Below are 17,900 nucleotides of genomic sequence, written 5' to 3' on the forward strand. Positions count from 1 at the left end.
ACCTCGCTTCGCTCGCCAGGCGCTTCGCGCAATGCGCACCTCTCGATGATGAGCTCGCTTCGCTCGCTCATGCTTCGCGCACCCCGCCGAGGACGGCCGCCGTGCTCTCCCGGACGTCGAAGAAGTCGAGGAAGCCGGTGGAGGACATCACGAAGCGGACCTCCTCCGACAGCCCGACCAGGACGGTCGCGGTCTTGCTGCGCGCGGCCCGGCGGTGGACGAGCAGGAGCGTGCGCAGGCCCGCGCTGGAGATGTAGGGCACCCGGCCGAGGTCGATCACCGTGGTGCCGGCGCCGCCGATCAACGGCAGGATGCGGCGCTGGAGTTCGGCGGACGTCACGCTGGTGATCTCGCCTTCCAGCTCCACGACGGTGACGCCGTCCTGCTCACGGGAGCGGACCTCGACGCTCATGACCGCGCTTCCCTGCGCCCGGTCGGCTCCAGCCTGACCCGGACCTTGACCCGTCCGCCGCCGCGCGGCAGCCGGACGGTGAGCCGCTCGGCGTCGAAGTCCGCGTGCGGGGCGCCGTCGATCTCCGCCTCGGCGATCCGCACCGAGCCGGCCGGCAGCAGGTCCGGCGCGACGCGCAGCAGGCCGCCGTCCAGGCCCGTCGGGTCCGGCTTGAACCAGAAGTCCATCGCCCGGCCGTTGATCAGGAGGTTGTTGTAGACCGCGGCGAGGTAGCACAGCTCGGCGGAGTGGTACATGCTCATCGAGTGGCTGCCCTTGAGCCGCTCGGTGCCGAGCAGGTAGGGCAGGCCTCCGGCGAGGACGTTGAAGTAGACGGCCCCCTCGTCGTGGTCGAGGAAGAAGGCGTTGTAGAAGGACTCCGCCTGCCGGGCCTCCCGGAGGAACTCCTCCCGTCCGGTGAGGCCGTGCAGGATCAGGTACGCGAGGATCGCCTGCTCCTGCTGCCACCAGGCCTTGCGGTCATGCCAGGCGAAGCGGTGGTACTCCTGGCCGTCGGCGAGGATCCGCTCGACGACGTCGTACCATCCGCCGCGCTGGCGGTCACTGCCGACCGCCGGCATCGTCTCGCCGATCCCGGTGGCGGTTTCGAGGTACTGCCGCTTGGGGGCGAGGGAGTGCATGCGCATGAGGTTCCACGCGATCTTGAGGTTGTGACCGACGACCGCGCGGTCCTGCTGCCAGCCGTGCTCGGTGTCGTACGACCAGTCGCGGTGGAAGCGCTCCTGGACGAACGGGCTGTTCTTCGCGGGGAAGCGTTCCACTATCGTGTCGAAGGCGTACTCCAGCATCCGGGCGTAACGCTCCTCGCCGGTGGCCAGGTACAGGTTGATCAGGTACGCGGGGGCATGGTCGCCGACGGAGTTCCAGTTCTTGCGGCTGCGGTTGGGCCCGAGCGAGGCGTGGTCGGCGCGGAACAGGATCGGGTCGACGTGGGAGTAGTAGCCTCCGTGCTCGCGGTCCAGGAAGAACTTGTCGAACAGGCACAGCGTCGCGTCGGCGTCGGCGCGGATGCGCGGGTCGGCAGTGACGCGGTAGGTCTGGACGGGCCCGGCGAGGGCGTAGATCTGCTCGTACATCGGGATGGCGTCGTAGTCATCGGAGAACTCCGAGGTGAACAGCTTCTTCTCGGTGTCGCCGTCGACGCTGAGGCCGTGGTACCAGTAGACGACGTCCTCCTCCGGGTCGACGACCCGCATGTGCTCGCGCAGGTACTCGGTGCCGCGTTCGGCGACGTCCAGGTACTCGTCCTTGCCGGTGAGCAGGAAGGCCGAGGCCATGCCGTAGACCAGGCGGGAGATGGTGTCGGTCTCCTGGACGTGGCTGGCGGTCTTGTCGCCGCCGAGGCGCAGCATGGTGCGGTAGCGGGTGTAGTCGACCGGTCCGTCCCCGAACTGGGCGCGGCGGTAGAAGCCGGCGATGCTCTCCAGCTGCCGGATCCACCAGTCCGGTTCCTCGAAGCGGTAGCTGCCGGGACGGCGGCCGGGGAAGAGCAGGCGCTTGGCCTCGATCCGGGTCGTGCCGCCCTCGGGGTAGAACAGGGCGTACGCGAAGACGAAGCGATCGGGCTCCAGCATCGCCTCCAGGTGGCCGCCGGCGTCGGAGTGCCGCTCCTCCAGGTTGTGCAGCAGTTCGGCGCCGGCCTGCGGGTCGACGGTGAGGTCGAACCGGCGGCCGTCGGCGGTGGCGAGGCCGAGCCGGCGGGTTCCCTCGTCGTACGCGGTGACGTAGCCCGCGATGGTGTCGGAGAAGGTGAAGTTGACCGTGTCAGGCATGGGTCGTGTCGCTTTCTGGGGTCTCGTGGGCGTCCTGGTCGCGGTATCCCTGGCCGAGTTCGACGACGACGCCGTCCGGATCGCGCAGCCAGACGGCGCGCCAGCCGGGCAGCAGGTCGTCGAAGTCCAGGGGCCCGAGCAGGACGTGGGCCGCCGGGCCCATCCGGGTGAGGACGGTGTCGACGTCGTCGGTCTGGAAGGCGATGTGGCGCACGGTGCCGGGCGTGCCGGGGCCGTCCGCCCGGCCCGGGGTAACGGACTCCCCGGTCGCCGGAAGAAGTTCGAGGTGGGCGTCGCCGTTGCGGAGGAAGACGATCTCGCCGCCTTCGACCGGTACGGCGCGGGCCCGGCGGAAGCCGAACCAGCGGGTGTAGTACTCCTCGGTGCGCCGCTGGTCGCGGCAGTTGAGGCCGACGTGGGACCAGCGCGTCACCGGCCGTCCTTCCGCGGGATGGGGGCACCCTTCCGCAGGGCGAGCTCCTCGACGAGGGTGCGGGCGAAGAGGTGGTGGTGCTCGCCGGTCCGCGCGGTGATCAGGTCGCCGTCGACGACGACGTCCTGGTCGACGTACTCGGCGCCCATGTTGCGCACGTCACCGACGAGGTTGTTGTGGCAGGCGACCTTGCGGCCGTGGACGGTCTGGGGGATGGCCGCTGCGAGCCAGAGGCCGTGGCAGATGACGCCCTTGAGGACGCCCGGTTCGGCGAAGGCCCAGCGCAACAGCCGGACGGCGGGGGCCAGCCGGTTGACGTCCTCGGTGTAGCGCAGCCGGTCGGCGACCATGCCGGACGGCACGACGATCGCGGCGTACCGGCGCGGGTCGACGTCCTCCAGGCTGCGGTCGACGGTGAAGGGCGCGCCGAACTCGTGGCCGCGGAAGGTGAGTTCCTCCTGCCCCCAGAGCCGCGTGAGGAACTCGACCCGCGCGCCCTCCTCGGCGAAGCGGTGCCGGTAGTAGGAGATCTCGGGTTCGAAGTAGTCGCTCTCCATGAGCACCGCGATCCGGGTGCCGGTGAGCGGGCCCTGCTTGATGACGGCTTCAGCCACTGGTCGCTCCACTGATCAGATCGGCTGCCCGCTCGGCGATCATCGTGATCGCGCTGTGGCAGTTGCCGGACGGCACGGCCGGCATGACGCTGGCGTCCACCACCCGCAGTCCGCGCATTCCGTGGACGCGCAGCCGCGGGTCCACCACGGACCGGTCGTCGGTGCCCATCCGGCAGGAGCCGGCCTGGTGGTGGTAGCTGTCGGCGGTGCGGCGGACGAAAGCGCGCAACTGTTCGTCGGTGGTGGTGGCCGGGCCGGGCGCGAGCTCCTGCTTGTGCCAGGGCGAGAAGGCCTCGCTGTCGAGGATCTCCCGGGCCAGCTTCACGCCCCGCACCAGGCGATCCACGTCGGAGCGGTCCCCGAGGTAGTTGGGGTGCACCAGTGGCGGCGCGAGCGGGTCGGCCGTGGCGAGGCGTACCCAGCCGCGGGAGGCGGGACGCACCACGCCCGGCAGGACGCTCACCGCGTGCGGGGATCCGGCGCCGACGGATGAGTCGAAGGGCACGTGGACGAAGGCCAGTTGGAGGTCCGGGGCGGGCAGCCCGGGTGTGGAGGCCAGGAACAGCGCGCTCTCCGAGAGGTTCTGCCGGGCGGGCGGCACGGGGGTGCGCGTCTCGCACATCACCCCGGTGAGCACGTGGTTGTGGAAGTTCTCGCCCACGCCCGGCAGCGCCGCGGTGACCTCGATGCCCAGCTCCCGCAGGCGGCCGGGGTCGCCCACCCCGGACAGCAACAGCAGCTTCGGCGACTCGATCGCCCCCGCCGCGACGATCACCTCGCGCGCGGCGTACGCCCGGTGCCGGCCGGGCTCGGCCTGCCGGGTGTGCGGCAGCCGCCGGCCTTCGGCCCGCCTGGCCTCCGTCCGCTGGAGGTAGTCGACCCCGACGCAGCGGTCGCCGCTCACCACCAGGCGCAGGGCCTGGGCGCCGCTGCGCACCGTGAGGTTGGGCCGGGGCAGGGCGGGCTCCAGGTAGGAGGCGAGCACGCCGTGCCGACGGCCGTCCGCGATGTGGAGCCGGTGCCAGCCGACGCCGAACCGGGTGCCGGTGTTGAAGTCCGCCACCTCCGGGTGCCCGAGCTCCCGGCAGGCCTCGACGAACGCCCGGGAGGCGGGGTTGGGCTCGTTTCCGGCCGCGTCGGTGGACGGCTGCGTGCGCTCCACGCGCTCGAAGTACGGCCGGACGTCCTCGTGCGACCACCCGGCCGCGCCCTGGTAGGCCCAGTTGTCGTAGTCCGCCGGGTGGCCGCGGACGTGCATCATCAGGTACAGGTTGCTGCTGCCGCCCAGCGCGCGCCCGCGCGGCTCCCGCACGACCCGGCCGTCGAGGCCGGGCTGCGGGACGGTCCGGTACTTCCAGTCGATCCGGCCGCCCAGCAGCCGGTGCCACGCGGACGGGTCGTCCACCTCCGGCGGGATCACGGCGGAGCCCGCCTCCAGCACCAGGACGCGGACCGCGGAGTCCGCGCTGAGCCGGTTGGCCAGCACGCTGCCGGCCGTCCCGGCACCGATCACGATGTGGTCGAACTCCTCCACGGTCACAGCTCGCCGCCGTCGGCCCGGGACAGCACCTGGAACGGCTGCGTGTCGTGGAAGTTGGCCATGTAGGTGATCCGGCCGTCGCGGATGCGGAAGTAGTTCATGACGTCGGCCTCGATCGCCGCGCCCGAGGCGCTGCGGGCGGAGATGTGGGAGACGACGGCGGCCTCCTCCCCGTCGACCAGGAAGTGCAGCGGGAAGTTCTCGAAGGAGGCGTACAGCTCCCCCAGGCCGGTCACCATCGAGCGCAGCCTGGCCCGTCCCTCGATCCGGCCGGCGAGTTGCTCGTCCACCACCGTGTCCTCGGCGAACAGGTCGCACCAGCGGGACCAGTCGCCCTCGTTGGCGTGGACGTAGTAGTCGGCCAGCACCTCACGGGCGTTCATCGGGGCTCCGGGAGTTCGGCGGAGCCGGGCATCGGCTCCAGCCGGTCGCAGGTGTAGGTCTCGATCAGCGGCCCTTCGCCGTTCGCGCCGGGGACCACGGCCCAGGTCTGGTCGGCACGGAAGCCGAGCCACTCGCTGCGGGCGGCCGGCGGGCTCCAGTGGCGGGCCCACCAGTCGACCCGGACGTGCACCCGGGCGCGGTCGCCGGCGATGTCCACGCGCACCTCCCTGAGTACGTGCCGCTCGTCGAAGAACCGACGGCAGGCCGCCTCGTACCACGACCTGAAACCCGCGTGACCCCTGAACGTCCCCTCGGGGAAGTGCAGTTCGAGACCGTCGTCGGCCAGGAACCGCCGCACCTCGGCCTCGTCGTCGTGGCGGTCGAGCGCGGCGTACCACCGTTCGGCGAACGCCCGCACGGACTGCGCGGTGAGGGGCTGTGCGGTGAAGGGCTGCGCGCTCGGATGCTGTGCGGAGGTGGCCTCCGGCATGGCAGGACTCCTTGAGTGGTGTCGGTCAGACCTGGAGGTCGACCAGGAAGGGCCCGGTGGCGGCGAGCATGCGCGCGACCGCGTCGGCGGCCTGCTCCGGCTTCTCCACCCGCACGCCGTCGGCGCCGAGCGCGCGGGCCAGGTCGGCGAACCGGATGTCCGGCCGGGAGAGGTCGAAGGAGGACGGGAAGTCGTGCGCGGGGATCCCGCGCGCCTTCCAGTACTGCGCGATGTTGTCGTCGAGCAGCCGGTACTTGCGGTTGTTGCAGACCACGAACTTGGCGGCGACGCCGTACCGGGCCGCGGTCCACAGCGCCTGGTAGGTGTACATCGCCCCGCCGTCGCCGGTGAAGCCGACCACCGTCCGGTCGGGGTGGGCGAGCTTCGCGCCGACCGCTCCCGGGATGCCCACCCCGAGGGAGCCGCCGCGGGTCAGGAAGTAGTCGCCGGGCCGGTCGGGCGGCAGGTGCGTGACGACGGCCGGCGATGAGGTGAGCGCCTCGTCGAAGACGATGAGGTCGCCGTTCGTCCGGAGCGCGAGCTCTTGGAGGAAGCGTTCCAGGGTCGTCGTGCCCGAGGGAACCGGCTTCGTCCGACGTGTCATCAAGGAATCGGCCCGCTGCCGCTGCTCGGGCGCCAGCCGCGCCTGCAGTTCCTCCGCGAGCGCCGCCAGTGCCGGCCTGGGATCCGCCACCACGCCCAGGTCCACCGGGTGGTTCTTGGCGATCTCGTACGCGTCGAGGTCGATGTGCACGATCCGCGCGTCCGGGTGGAACGGGCTGGTGAGCGTCGGGAACACCTCGGGGAAGACGTACGTGCCCACGATCAGCACGCCGTCCGCTTCCGCCACCGCGGCGGCGCTGCGCTCGCCGAACATGTGGCCCAGCTGGCCGCGGGCCAGCGGGTGCGAGGCGGGCAGGTTCACCTCGGACGAGTCGACGGACCAGACGTCCGCGCCCAGGATCTCGGCCACCCGGGCGAGTTCGGGCTGTGCCCCGGCCGCCGAGACGCCGTCGCCCACCAGGATCAGCGGTCGCCGTGCGCCGGCCAGCAGCCGGGCGGCCCGGGCCACCGTCCGCGCCGACGGGGCGGAGTCGGTGGCCAGGCCGGCGCTCGCAAGGACGGGCTCGTCGTTGGGCGCGTCCAGGACATCCATCGGCAGGGCCACGAAGACCGGCCCGTACGGCGGCGTCGTCGCGATCTTCACGGCGCGGCGGACGGTGCGCAGCAAGGAGCACGGATCCGTCACCCGCGTCGCGTACTTGGTCACCGGCCGCGCCATCGCGACCAGGTCTGCCGCCATCTGTGCGTCCATCGCGTCGTAGCGCACCCCGGCGTCGCCGGCGACGACGACCAGCGGGGTGTGCCCGCGCATCGACTGGTAGAGCATGCCGATGCCGTTGCCGAGGCCCACCCCGGCGTGCAGCTGCAGCAGGGCCGCCCGGCCCGTCGCCCGCGCGTAGCCGTCGGCCATCGCGGCGGCCACGGTCTCCTGGAGCGCCAGGACGTACCGGAAGCCCAGTGTCCGGTCCGCCACGTCGAGGAATCCCTGTTCCACCGTCCCGGGATTTCCGAACATCACGTCCAGGCCGTCGGCCATGAACTGCTCAATGAGCTTGACCTTGCCCGGTACCTTGTCCGGCTTCGCCGTCACCGAATTCTCCCTGGTGTTCTTCTTGGAATTCTCTTACCAGCCGTACCGGGTGAGACCGTGCTCCAGCACCTCGACCAGCTTCTCGCCGGTGCAGAAGGAGTCCGGCGTGGACCGGCCGGTGACGAACGGGAAGTCGACGATCACCGAGACCGGCTTCCCGAAGTTCCCGTGATAGGCGCCGTCCGGCGCGGTCGCGTCGCGCAGGATGTACTCCAGCGGGTAGGGCGGCGGGCCCATCACGAAGTCGGTGCCGAGGAAGCCGGTGCCGTCCTTGTAGTCGTACTCCTTGCAGTGGCCGGTCACGTGCTTGCCCCGGATGATGCTCCGGCGGTCGTCCCAGTCGCGGGCGAAGGCCAGGCAGGCGACGCCGTAGCACTCGGCGGCGACCAGCTTGCCGGCCCGTACGAAGCCCAGGATCAGGTCGTGCACCCGCTCGTTGTTGGCGAGGTCCACGATCGGCCCGCTGCCTCCGACGATCAGGAGCGCGTCGTATTCCCGCAGGTCGGCGTCGATCCGGTCGAGTGCGCGGTGGTAGTCCTCCAGCCGGGGCAGGTGGTCGGGCGCGCTGGTGTACGGGCGCTCGGGCAGCCAGACGGAGAGGTCCAACGGGTTGTCGAGCCGGCTGCCGGCGTCGAGGGCGCGGCCCAGGGCGGCGACCTCGGCGGTGGTCACGGAGCGGCCGAGCGGCGGGTCGACGTACTCCTCGTCCAGGCTCGGCGGCAGGGCGCGGGCCCGCTTTCCGGTGGGTGTCGCGAACGTCACGCGGTACCCGCGCTCGTCGAACCTGCTGAGCGGGCCGACGAGCTCCTCGGCCCAGTACCCGTACTCGGAGAGCACGATCAGAATGTGCGCCACTTTCCAACCTCCGATTCGTCCGACTGGTGTCGGCAATTGACAGTGGGCCTGTTCGGAACGGGGGTCAATGGATTCCGGCGAGGTTTGTGAGGTCGTCCGGAGTTGGTGAAGTCCGCAGGTATAGGCGTCAAGAACCGGCAGGTCACCGCGGAGCCCGGCGAGAGTTTGTCAGGTCGGCGCATGACGCCGGCCGGCCGTGGTTAAGTCTTGTGTCGCCGGTCCAATCCACCAGAAGGCGAATAGGGATGACCGATCCATCGCACCGTGAATTCCTGACGGCCGTGCACCGAGGTGACGCCGAATCCGTGAAACGGCTGCTGCCCCGCGGGGCGAACCCCGGTGCCCGTGAGGAAAGCAGCGGGCTGACGGCCCTGATGATCGCGGCCGGCCGGGGCGACGCCCCGCTCGTCCGGCTGCTCCTGGACGCAGGCGCCGACCTCCACACGGCGGACTCCCGCGGCGGCGCGACGGCCTTGCACAAGGCCGTCCAAGGCGGTGATCCCGCCACCGTGCGGATCCTGCTCGAAGCCGGCGCGTTCGTGGACTCCGTCGCGGCCACCACCGGGCACACCCCGCTGATGGACGCGCTCTGGTACAAGTGGCCCGAGGTGGCCGCCGTGCTCCTGGAGCGCGGCGCGGGGCTCAACCTATCGACCCACTACGGCTTCTCGATGCGCGAGCATTTCGAGTACGAGCTCAAGGTCAACACCCGCGGCAAGGACGAGCTGCTGGCGGCCGAACGCCTGCTGGCCGCCCGTACGGCCGCCGACTCCGCCACGGCCGAGGCGCAGCAACTGATGGCCGCCGTCGTGACCGGCGAAATCGGCACCGTACAGAGGCTGTTGGCCGAGGGAGCCGAGGTGGACGCCCGCTACCCGGTCGTGAACGGTTTCAACGACGCCCACACCCCGCTGCTGGTCGCCTGCCGCGACGGCCACCGGGAGATCGCCCGGGAACTGCTCGGCGCCGGGGCGGACGTCAACGCCACCGAACCGACCTTCGGCGCCGTCCCGCTGCACAAGGCGGTCTACAACGGCCACGCCGCCATCACCGCCCTGCTGGTCGCCGCCCCCGGCATCGACCTCGACTTCCAGGGCATCACCAACGGCTACACCCCGCTGCACGACGCGCTCTGGCACGGCTACGAGGAGTGCGCCCGCATCCTGCTCGACGCCGGCGCCCGGCACGACCTCGTCGGCCACGACGGCAAGCTGCCCGCCGACATCGCCCGCGAGGGCCTCGGCGCCGACCACCCGCTCACGCGCGTCCTGACCACCCGCTAGTTCCGCACGTACGGAGGCACCATGCTGTTCTACGTCCAGATGAAGTGGAAGCACGAGGGCCGGATCTCGCTCGACGACCTGTGGGAGCTCGAACGCGAGGAGGCCGAACACGCCGCGGAGACCATCGACTCCGGCTTCTGCGTCGGCATCTGGAAGGTCGCCGCGCAGAAGCGGGTGATCGCCGTCATCGACTCCCCCGACGCCGAGGAGCTCGACCGCACCGCGCTGGGCCGCCTCCCGATGCGCGAGTACCTGGAGTTCGAGGAGGTCTGGCCGCTGCGCGACTACCTCGGCTTCGCCGAGGACGTCAAGAAGAGCTACAAGGTCTGACCGACCCTCCGAGTTGGAGACCGACATGATCCACCAGATCATCCTCGCCCACCCGAAGCCCGGCATGAGCGAGCAGAACTTCCAGCGCTACTGGGTCGAGCAGCACGCCGTCCGGTACGCGGCCAGGATCCCCCAGATCAGGCGCTACTGCGTCGACACCCGCGTCCCCCGACCCGACGACCCCGAGGACCCGCTGTGGAGCGGGGTCGCCGAGATCTGGCTGGAGAACCAACAGGAGCAACTCGCCTCCCTCCAGACCCCGGAATTCCTCGACGGCGCCCGCCTCGACGAGCCCCGCTGGGCCGCGTTCTGGCGCACCGTCGTCCTGGACACCGATGCCCACGTCCTCCTCGACGGCCCGGCCGCCGGCGCCCCCGCCACCAAGGTGATGATCCTGGTCAAGCGCCGCGAGGGCCTGCCGCTCGCCGACTTCCGCGAGCGCAGCCTCGCCCGGCACGCGCCGGTGGCGCAGAAGGTCCCCGGGCTGCGCCGGTACGTCCAGAACCACACCCGGGACGCCTCCTACGGCGTCGGCGAGGCCGTGCTGGACGCCGCCTACCAACTGTGGTTCGACGACGTCGACGCCTTCGAGGCCGCACGGCGCACGCCCGAGTACCGCAGCATGCTCGCCGACCTCGGGCTGTTCACCGAGGCTCGGTACGTGCACACCCTGCTGCTCCGGGAGAACTGGATCCTCGGCCGCGTGGAGCCCCGATGACCGGTCAGTCCCTGTCCGACCGTCTCGACATCGTGGACGTCTGCACGCGCATGTGCTGGCACACCGACAAGCGCGAGTGGGACCGGCTGCGCTCCGAGGTGTTCGCCGAGAAGGTACTGGTCGACTACACAAGCCTCAACGGCGGTACACCCACCGAGCTTTGGGCTGACGAGCTGATCGAGGCCTGGCGCACCCTGCTCTCCGAGCTGGATGCCACCCAGCACCTGCTCACCAACCACCTGGTGGACGTCCGGGGCGACGGCGCCGTCGCCACCGCCGACTTCCAGGCCACCCACCTGCTGCCCAACACCCTCGGCGGCCCGCTCTGGACGCTCGGCGGCCACTACCGCTTCACGCTGCGCCGCACCCCGGCCGGCTGGCGGATCGACGGGCTGAGGATGACCACCGCCTGGGCCACCGGCAACCGCCACATCATGGAAAGGACCACGGAATGAGCCGTACCACACGCGAGGTGGCCACCGACTGGTTCGACGCGCTCACCGGCGGCGACTTCGAGCGGGCGCTGGGCCTGCTCTCCGACGACGTCGAGTGGATCAACTACGCGCCCGTGCCCGGCTACAACGACCGGATGCCCTGGATCGGCACCTGCCGCGGCCCTGCCGAGGTACTGGCGAGCCTGAAGGTGTTCACCGACGTGGTCGAGGTCGGCCCGGAGCGCCTGCTGCGGCTCGTCGTCGACGACGAGGAGGCGATGGGCGTCCTGCACGAGCGGTCCGTGGTCAAGCGGACCGGCCGGCCGTTCGAGGTCGAGTTCATCCAGTGGCTCACCGTGCGGGACGGGAAGATCGTGCGCTGGAAGTCCTTCACCGACCCGTCCGAGATCCTGCGCGCGATCGACGGGAGGGCGCTGTGACCCCTCACCAGGTCCACATGGAGAAGATCGACTTCGACAGCGGCGGCACCGAGCTCCTCGGCACCCTGTACCGGCCCGCGACCCCCACCGATCGCCGACTGCCCGCGATCGTGGTCACCGGCTCCTGGCTCACCGTCAAGGAGCAGATGGCCGCCACCTATGCCCGGCGGATGGCCGAGGCCGGATTCACCGCCCTCGCCTTCGACTTCACCGGATTCGGAGAGTCCGGAGGAGAGCCCCGGCAACTGGAGTCGCCGTCCCGGAAGGTCCGGGACATCCATGCCGCCGTGGGCTTCCTCGAACACCACCCCCGGGTCGACCCGCGCCGCATCGGCGCCCTCGGCGTCTGCGCGAGCAGCGGGTACACCGCGGTCAACGCCGCACGCGACCACCGCGTGCGCAGCCTTGCCCTGATCGCCCCGTGGCTGCACGACGCCGAGCTGGTCCGGACCATCTACGGCGGCGCGGAGGGCGTCCACCGCAAGACGGAGGCCGGCCTGGCCGCGCAGCGCCACTACGACTACGGCGACGCCGTCGAGTACGTGCCGGCGGTCAGCACCACCGACCAGGACGCCGCGATGTTCGGCCCCTTCTCCTACTACTTGGACCAGCGCCGCGGCGCCGTACCCGCCTGGGACAACCGGTTCGCCGTGATGTCCTGGCCGCAGTGGCTGGGCTTCGACCCCCACCCGTCCGCGCGCAGGATCACAGCGCCCACTCTCCTGGTCCACAGCCGCGACGGCGCCATCCCCCAGGGGGCCGAGAAGTTCCACGCCGGCCTGGCCGGTCCCAAGGAGCTCGTCTGGACCAAGGGCGACCAGTTCGCCTTCTACGACGACGAACCGACGGTCGCCGAGGCGGCCTCACTCGCCGCCGAGCACTTCGCCAAGACGCTCACCTGACCGCCTCCTCGGCCGGGGCGTGTCCCCACGCCCCGGCCCCTTCCCGGAGACACCGGAGACCCGCATGTCCACCTGCTCGCACCTCGACCGGATCGATCCCGCGCTCACCGTCGACGAGTCCGCCGGCTGCCAGGAGTGCCTGGCAGCCGGCGCCGGGTGGGTGCACCTGCGCAGATGCCTCACCTGCGGACACGTCGGCTGCTGCGACTCCTCCCGGGGCCGCCACGCGAGCCGCCACTACCGGGACACCGGCCACCCGCTCGCAGCCTCGCACCAGCCCGGCGAGGACTGGGCGTGGTGCTTCGCCGACCGCGTCCTCCTGGAGTCCGCGTGACCTCCGAGGCCCCGCCCGCCAAACCGGTCATCCTCGCCGTGGACGACGACCCGCAGGTCCTGAGGGCCATCCGGCACGACCTGCGGGGCGCGTACGCGGACCGCTACCGGATCCTGGGCGCTTCCTCCGCCACCGAGGCCCTCGCCGTCCTCGACGCACTCGACGACCGAGGTCACGACCCGGCACTCTTCCTCGTCGACCAGCGGATGCCGGACATGACCGGCGTCGAGTTCCTGCTGGAGGCGGTGGGCCGGTTCCCCGACGCCCGGCGCGTCCTGCTCACCGCGTACGCGGAGACCGACGCCGCGATCACGGCGATCAACCGGGTGCGCCTGGACTACTACCTGATGAAGCCCTGGGACCCGCCCGCCGAACGGCTCTACCCCGTCCTGGACGACCTGCTCACGGACTGGCTCGCCGCCTACCGCCCCGCCTACCGGGGCATCCGGGTGATCGGCCCGGCGGTGTCGGCCCGCACCCACGCCGTTCGCGACTTCCTCACCCGCAACGGGCAGCCCTTCCGCTTCCTCGACGCCGAGACCGACCAGGACGCACGACCACTTCTGGCCCGCCACGGCTCGGCCGAGCTCCCACTCGTCGCCTTCCCCGACGGCGACGTCATCGCCGCCCCGGAGACCGCCTGGCTCGCCGAGAAACTCGGCCTGGCCACCACCGCCTCCCGCCCGCACTACGACACCGTCATCATCGGCGCCGGCCCGGCCGGCCTCGCCGCCGGCGTCTACGCCGCCTCGGAGGGGCTCACAACGCTGCTGCTCGACTCCGACTCACCCGGCGGGCAGGCCGGCACCTCCAGCCTCATCGAGAACTACCTCGGGTTTCCCGCCGGCCTGTCCGGCCGCGACCTCGCCCGGCGCGCGGTGAGCCAGGCGAGCCGGTTCGGCGCCGAACTGCTCCACCCCGTCGACGCCGTCGGCCTGCGCGCCGCCGGTCACGTGCGGATCGTGACCCTGGCCGACGGGACGGAGATCGGCGCCGAGACCGTACTCATCTCAACCGGCGTGTCCTACAACCACCTTGACGCCCCCGGCGCCGAACGCTTCGAGGGCGAGGGGCTGTACTACGGCGCCGCGACGACCGAGAGCAGCTCGTGCGTCTCGCACCACGTCTTCGTCATCGGCGGCGCGAACTCGGCCGGCCAGGCGGCGATCCACTTCGCCCGGTACGCCGCACGCGTCACCGTGCTGGTGCGTGGCGCCTCGCTGGAGGCCGGGATGTCGCAGTACCTGGTCGACGAGATCCGCCGCACCCCCGCCATCGACGTCCGGCTCAACACCCGCGTGCTGGCCTTCCACGGCGACCGGCGGCTGGAGCGCATCACCCTGGTCGACGACGGCACCGGCGAGCGGACCGAGGAGGCGGCCCGCTTCGTCTTCACCTTCATCGGCGCCCGCCCGCACACCGGCTGGCTCCGAGACACCGTCGACTGCGACGAGCACGGCTTCGTGCTGACCGGCCCCGACCTCGCCCGACCGGGCCGTCCGCGTTCGTCCTGGCCCCTGAACCGCGAGCCCCACCTACTGGAGACCAGCCTCCCGGGCGTCTTCGCCGCCGGCGACGTCCGGGCCCAATCGATCAAGCGCGTCGCCTCCGGCGTCGGCGAAGGCGCCATGGCCGTCGCCCTCATCCACCGCTACCGGGCCGCCACCTGACAGCCCTGGGGTTCAGAACCGGGCGTTTACCTCGGCTTCGAGAGCAGCGGCCAGCATCCGCCTCGCCCCCTCACGGACGATCTCGTCCAACAGGGACCGATCCACAGGCATCGAGCATCGCTCTCCTTCAAGCTTCGTTACTCGACATCTCGAAGCGTGGAGGAGAGCCGCGTCGCGTGTGCTCGGATCCTGGAGATCTCAGCAGGTCGAGCGGTCATCGAGGTCATATGCGAAGTGTTTGTACGTCAAATCAGCGTTAGAGCATTGGAGAGCAGGGGGCTGGGCTCGGCCCGTGGAGGGACAATCGTCAGCATGGGGCCAGGGCATCTCTTTCGTGCACGACATGGTGTTCGGCTGGTCGGGCTGGTGGTCTTCGTCGCGGTGGCGATGTCCGCGGTGTCCTTCCATCGCGGGAACGTGCTTGTCGGGGGGCTCTTCGCACTGGTGGCGGCGGCCGTGGTGACGTGGGTGGTCGTCCTCGGCGTTCAGGCGCGCCGTGTGTGGTTGCAGGAACTTGGAGGACCTGTTGCGTCGCCGTATACGGCCGACGCGGGGGTGCGGCGTGTCGTCGCTCGGGCCGCGGGCGCGGCCGGAGCCTTCGGAGTCTGCCTGGCCGGGTCTTTCGCCGTGCTCGCCGCGAGGCTGGTCCCGCAGACCGCCGGCAGCGTTTTCGGGTGGATGCTGACGGTCATCGTGTGCGGACTGCCCGGCCTGGCAGGGGTAGCCCTGGCGGTCGCCGCCGGGCGCCTGGCACGTTACAAGCTCTATGGTGCTGCCAGTGCGTTGCACACCATGCCCGTGGTGTACTCCGTGGGCTTCATCACGCTGTTCAGCATCCTGGGCGGGCAGTGGCTGATCACCGCGGGAGACGTGGTCGTGATGGTTGTCGCGGGCTTCGTCCATCGTGAACTGCTCCGAGCCGAAGAGGCTTTGACCGGGGGCGTGTCCCGGTAGCCATGGCTACCGACGAACGCACGGACATATGCGGTCTCACGATCAACCGTGAAGCCGCGCCAGCGCCGAGATCGGCGACTCGACCAGCAGCACCCAGCAGGCTGCCCGACTGATGGTCCGTCAGATGAGGTCAGCAAAAGGTCAGCATAGATACGAGCAGCCCCTGCCAAACGAGCTCAGACATGAGACTCGATCACCCCGCACACGAGAACCTCAGTGGGAGGTTCCGCGGCTTTGGCGAGTTGTCTAGTCGACCGCCTGAAGAGCTCCCCGCGTGGGATCGCACCTGACATCTCTGCAGGTCAGAGCCATGATTTCGAGTCGCCGCGTGCAACAGTCACGCCCGCGTGACGGCGCAGCCGACCGCCGACCCTCCCTACTTCTCTCGGCTGTTCCAGGTCTGTATGACCCGAACACCGGATCGGCCGAGCTGCTTGTTCTTGAAGTAGCGCGCCTCGTTGGCGCGCAACGCTCGACGACCCAGCGCTGGGCTCCGAGACCTGATCCGTGGAGTACTCACGGCGGGGGATCACCGGCCTGACGCCCCGTTTCCGCACCAGGCGCCGGTAGCCCGAGGTCGAGGAGGTCGAGAGCCCACAGGGCCTGTCAGCCCCTGAAGGCAGAGCCCAGGCGGACGAGGCGAAGTGATCTCGCCTCCAGAACTTTTGCACACGAAGCGACAGAACGGAAGCGGCTGTACGCTCTTCACTCAAATCCGGGACTTAAGTCCTGACCCGCAGCCCTTTAGTCCTGCGTCGAGGAAGACGGAAGTCACCACAACCTCCTTTCTCCACATAGCAGATGTTTTCGCCACCAGCGGCATTAGTCTGCCCGTGTCGGCGCTCGCACGCCATAGGTCGTCCCTATGACGCAATAGATCGGCGGTATCTACCAGGGCGAAGTCCCGGCGGGAAGGGTGGGGCGGACAGAATTTCTGTTCCGCTCGGCATCGGAGCCGGCGGGCCCTATCGCCACATGGGAGAAAGCAGCAGTGAAGTGGAAATACACAACGCAAACGGCAGCCGTCGTACTCGCGGCCGGGATGCTGGCCGCCGGCGGGCTCGGACCGGTAACGGCCTCGGCGGCGGGCGGAGGCTCGAAGGGTGACGCTGCGTCGGCCACGGTCCTCCAGAGCGCAGACCTCGTCGAAAGCGACTACATCAGCTTCAGCGGTGCCGAGGACGACGGGTCCGTCGGCGGTCTGATCCGGGTGACGACCGCCGACGGAGCTACGTTCGTCACCTACTGCCTCGAAGCCAGCACCCCTGTGCTGAAGGGCTCGCTGTACCACGATGGCGCTTTGTCCAGCGTGCCCACGCTGAAGGACAACCCCGATGCCGGGAAGGTCAACTGGATCCTCCAGCACGGCTACCCGAAGATCACCGCCGACGAGCTCGGCAAGCTCGTCGGCGGCAAGCTTTCCAGGAACGCAGCAGCCGGCGCGACTCAGGCCGCCATCTGGCGCATCACAAACCACGTCACCGGCGTGCCATGGGATCCGGTCGGGGCCAAGCTCGCCGACTACCTGGCCTCGCACGCCGTCGACACTCCCGAACCGGCCGTCCCGCTCTCGCTCTCCCCTGACACGGTCACGGGGAAGGCCGGGTCGGTACTCGGCCCGGTGACGATCACCTCCACCGGTGATCCGGTCGGCGCATTCCTCGACCCGGAGGCGGTCACAGCTGGTGTGACGCTGACGGACCGGGCGGGAAACCTCCTCTCCGACAGTCATGGTGCGCTGACCCGCCCTGCCAAGAGCGGCGACCCTTTGTTCCTGAAGGCTCCGGCCGGCGCGGCGCCGGGCAGCGGTACGGTCACCGCGACCGCCTCGGTCCCAGCCCCGGTGGGCAGGGCGCTGGTCAGTTCGAACAGCCAGGACCTCCTTCTGGTGGGCGGTGACGGCCAGCTCCGCGTCAGCGCGAGCGCGAAGGTGGAATGGACCGCGGCCGACACCACTCCACCGCCCACCGGTAGCCCGGAAGACCCGAGCGATCCCGGAAGCGGCGGCGAGCCCGAGGACCCGGGCAACACCACCGAGCCCGAAGAACCCGGGACCGGCGGCGGCACACCGGCACCATCCCCCAGCGCCGCTCCGTCCGACTCACCACGACCGTCCCGAACCCCCGAGCCCACCACCACCACTAGCCGTGCAGCTGACGCAGGGCCCACCAGTGCGACCGACGAGCCGACCGGAAGCGCCACTTCCTCGGCCAACGGCGAACTCGCCCGCACTGGCACGAGCAGCACCGCCACCGCCGCTGCCGCGGCGGCCATCGCCCTGTGCGTCGGCACAGCCCTGGTACTGACAGGTCTCGCCCGGCGGCGCCGCCACTGACCCATCACCCGCCCGTTCAGCCACAGACCGCTCGGCAGGCCACCACCCTGGTCCACGAGCGCCCCCGAGTGCGCACTGAATGCCTGCTGGGACGTCTCCGACGGTCGTGAAGGCTCATATGAGCATGGGCAAGCGGCTGCGAAGCGCCCCGCCAAGGTCAGCTCGACATCGACGCGACCGCGGCGGTCAGGCTGACGGGGGCACAGGTGGTGCCAGGTGAGGCAGGCCTGGGCCGTCGGCTACGCGGGCCTTCCCACCACCGACCCCAAGGAACTCGGTGAGTGGT

At 70.5% G+C, this 17,900-nt stretch carries 19 protein-coding genes; 10 read left to right on the forward strand and 9 right to left on the reverse strand.

From position 1 onward, the window contains the following. Positions 1-67: 67 nt before the first annotated feature. From AB0C76_RS36365 to AB0C76_RS36405, 9 genes are all read right to left on the reverse strand, one after another. The gene (locus tag AB0C76_RS36365; RefSeq protein WP_359973943.1) at positions 68-412 is read right to left on the reverse strand and encodes an STAS domain-containing protein; all 345 of its coding nucleotides are present in this window, start codon (positions 410-412) and stop codon (positions 68-70) included. Beyond that, positions 409-2,244: an AGE family epimerase/isomerase gene (locus AB0C76_RS36370; protein WP_359973945.1), complete on the reverse strand. Its 1,836-nt coding sequence runs from the start codon at positions 2,242-2,244 to the stop codon at positions 409-411. Before AB0C76_RS36370 ends, AB0C76_RS36365 begins: the two co-directional genes overlap by 4 nt. Continuing rightward, complete coding sequence (locus tag AB0C76_RS36375) at positions 2,237-2,677, reverse strand: VOC family protein (RefSeq protein ID WP_359973947.1); 441 nt, start codon at positions 2,675-2,677, stop codon at positions 2,237-2,239. The genes AB0C76_RS36370 and AB0C76_RS36375 overlap by 8 nt, the downstream gene beginning before the upstream one ends. Continuing rightward, the gene (locus AB0C76_RS36380; RefSeq protein ID WP_359973949.1) at positions 2,674-3,291 is read right to left on the reverse strand and encodes a DJ-1/PfpI family protein; all 618 of its coding nucleotides are present in this window, start codon (positions 3,289-3,291) and stop codon (positions 2,674-2,676) included. Before AB0C76_RS36380 ends, AB0C76_RS36375 begins: the two co-directional genes overlap by 4 nt. Next, positions 3,284-4,831, reverse strand: a complete 1,548-nt coding sequence (locus AB0C76_RS36385; protein ID WP_359973951.1) for a GMC family oxidoreductase N-terminal domain-containing protein — start codon at positions 4,829-4,831, stop codon at positions 3,284-3,286. Before AB0C76_RS36385 ends, AB0C76_RS36380 begins: the two co-directional genes overlap by 8 nt. Next, positions 4,828-5,214, reverse strand: coding sequence for a nuclear transport factor 2 family protein (locus tag AB0C76_RS36390; RefSeq protein WP_359973953.1), 387 nt, complete (start codon positions 5,212-5,214; stop codon positions 4,828-4,830). The genes AB0C76_RS36385 and AB0C76_RS36390 overlap by 4 nt, the downstream gene beginning before the upstream one ends. Then, a complete protein-coding gene (locus tag AB0C76_RS36395; protein WP_359973955.1) occupies positions 5,211-5,705 on the reverse strand; it encodes a nuclear transport factor 2 family protein in 495 nt (164 codons plus the stop codon). Before AB0C76_RS36395 ends, AB0C76_RS36390 begins: the two co-directional genes overlap by 4 nt. 25 nt (positions 5,706-5,730) lie before the next feature. Next, complete coding sequence (locus tag AB0C76_RS36400; RefSeq protein WP_359973980.1) at positions 5,731-7,305, reverse strand: thiamine pyrophosphate-binding protein; 1,575 nt, start codon at positions 7,303-7,305, stop codon at positions 5,731-5,733. A gap of 87 nt (positions 7,306-7,392) precedes the next feature. After that, a complete protein-coding gene (locus AB0C76_RS36405; protein WP_359973956.1) occupies positions 7,393-8,214 on the reverse strand; it encodes a type 1 glutamine amidotransferase domain-containing protein in 822 nt (273 codons plus the stop codon). 245 nt (positions 8,215-8,459) lie between these two features. On the opposite strand from AB0C76_RS36405, the gene AB0C76_RS36410 reads away from it, so the two are divergent. From AB0C76_RS36410 to AB0C76_RS36455, 10 genes are all read left to right on the forward strand, one after another. Next, positions 8,460-9,497: an ankyrin repeat domain-containing protein gene (locus AB0C76_RS36410; RefSeq protein ID WP_359973958.1), complete on the forward strand. Its 1,038-nt coding sequence runs from the start codon at positions 8,460-8,462 to the stop codon at positions 9,495-9,497. Between the two features lie 21 nt (positions 9,498-9,518). Next, entirely contained in the window at positions 9,519-9,827 is a 309-nt protein-coding gene (locus tag AB0C76_RS36415) for a muconolactone Delta-isomerase family protein (protein ID WP_359973960.1), read from the forward strand. 25 nt (positions 9,828-9,852) lie between these two features. Next, on the forward strand, positions 9,853-10,545 hold the full coding sequence (locus AB0C76_RS36420; protein WP_359973962.1) for an EthD family reductase: 693 nt from the start codon (positions 9,853-9,855) through the stop codon (positions 10,543-10,545). Next, positions 10,542-11,000, forward strand: a complete 459-nt coding sequence (locus tag AB0C76_RS36425; protein ID WP_359973964.1) for a nuclear transport factor 2 family protein — start codon at positions 10,542-10,544, stop codon at positions 10,998-11,000. The genes AB0C76_RS36420 and AB0C76_RS36425 overlap by 4 nt, the downstream gene beginning before the upstream one ends. Beyond that, the gene (locus AB0C76_RS36430; RefSeq protein WP_359973966.1) at positions 10,997-11,419 is read left to right on the forward strand and encodes a nuclear transport factor 2 family protein; all 423 of its coding nucleotides are present in this window, start codon (positions 10,997-10,999) and stop codon (positions 11,417-11,419) included. The genes AB0C76_RS36425 and AB0C76_RS36430 overlap by 4 nt, the downstream gene beginning before the upstream one ends. Continuing rightward, positions 11,416-12,321: an alpha/beta fold hydrolase gene (locus AB0C76_RS36435; protein ID WP_359973968.1), complete on the forward strand. Its 906-nt coding sequence runs from the start codon at positions 11,416-11,418 to the stop codon at positions 12,319-12,321. Before AB0C76_RS36430 ends, AB0C76_RS36435 begins: the two co-directional genes overlap by 4 nt. A gap of 64 nt (positions 12,322-12,385) precedes the next feature. Next, entirely contained in the window at positions 12,386-12,655 is a 270-nt protein-coding gene (locus AB0C76_RS36440) for a UBP-type zinc finger domain-containing protein (protein WP_359973970.1), read from the forward strand. After that, entirely contained in the window at positions 12,652-14,325 is a 1,674-nt protein-coding gene (locus AB0C76_RS36445) for an FAD-dependent oxidoreductase (protein ID WP_359973972.1), read from the forward strand. Before AB0C76_RS36440 ends, AB0C76_RS36445 begins: the two co-directional genes overlap by 4 nt. Positions 14,326-14,691: 366 nt before the next feature. Continuing rightward, positions 14,692-15,279, forward strand: a complete 588-nt coding sequence (locus tag AB0C76_RS36450; protein WP_359973974.1) for a hypothetical protein — start codon at positions 14,692-14,694, stop codon at positions 15,277-15,279. A gap of 991 nt (positions 15,280-16,270) precedes the next feature. Then, a complete protein-coding gene (locus AB0C76_RS36455; protein ID WP_359973976.1) occupies positions 16,271-17,614 on the forward strand; it encodes a Cys-Gln thioester bond-forming surface protein in 1,344 nt (447 codons plus the stop codon). Positions 17,615-17,900: the final 286 nt, after the last annotated feature.

The organism is Kitasatospora sp. NPDC048722, from assembly GCF_040650235.1.
Classification (GTDB): Bacteria; Actinomycetota; Actinomycetes; order Streptomycetales; family Streptomycetaceae; genus Kitasatospora.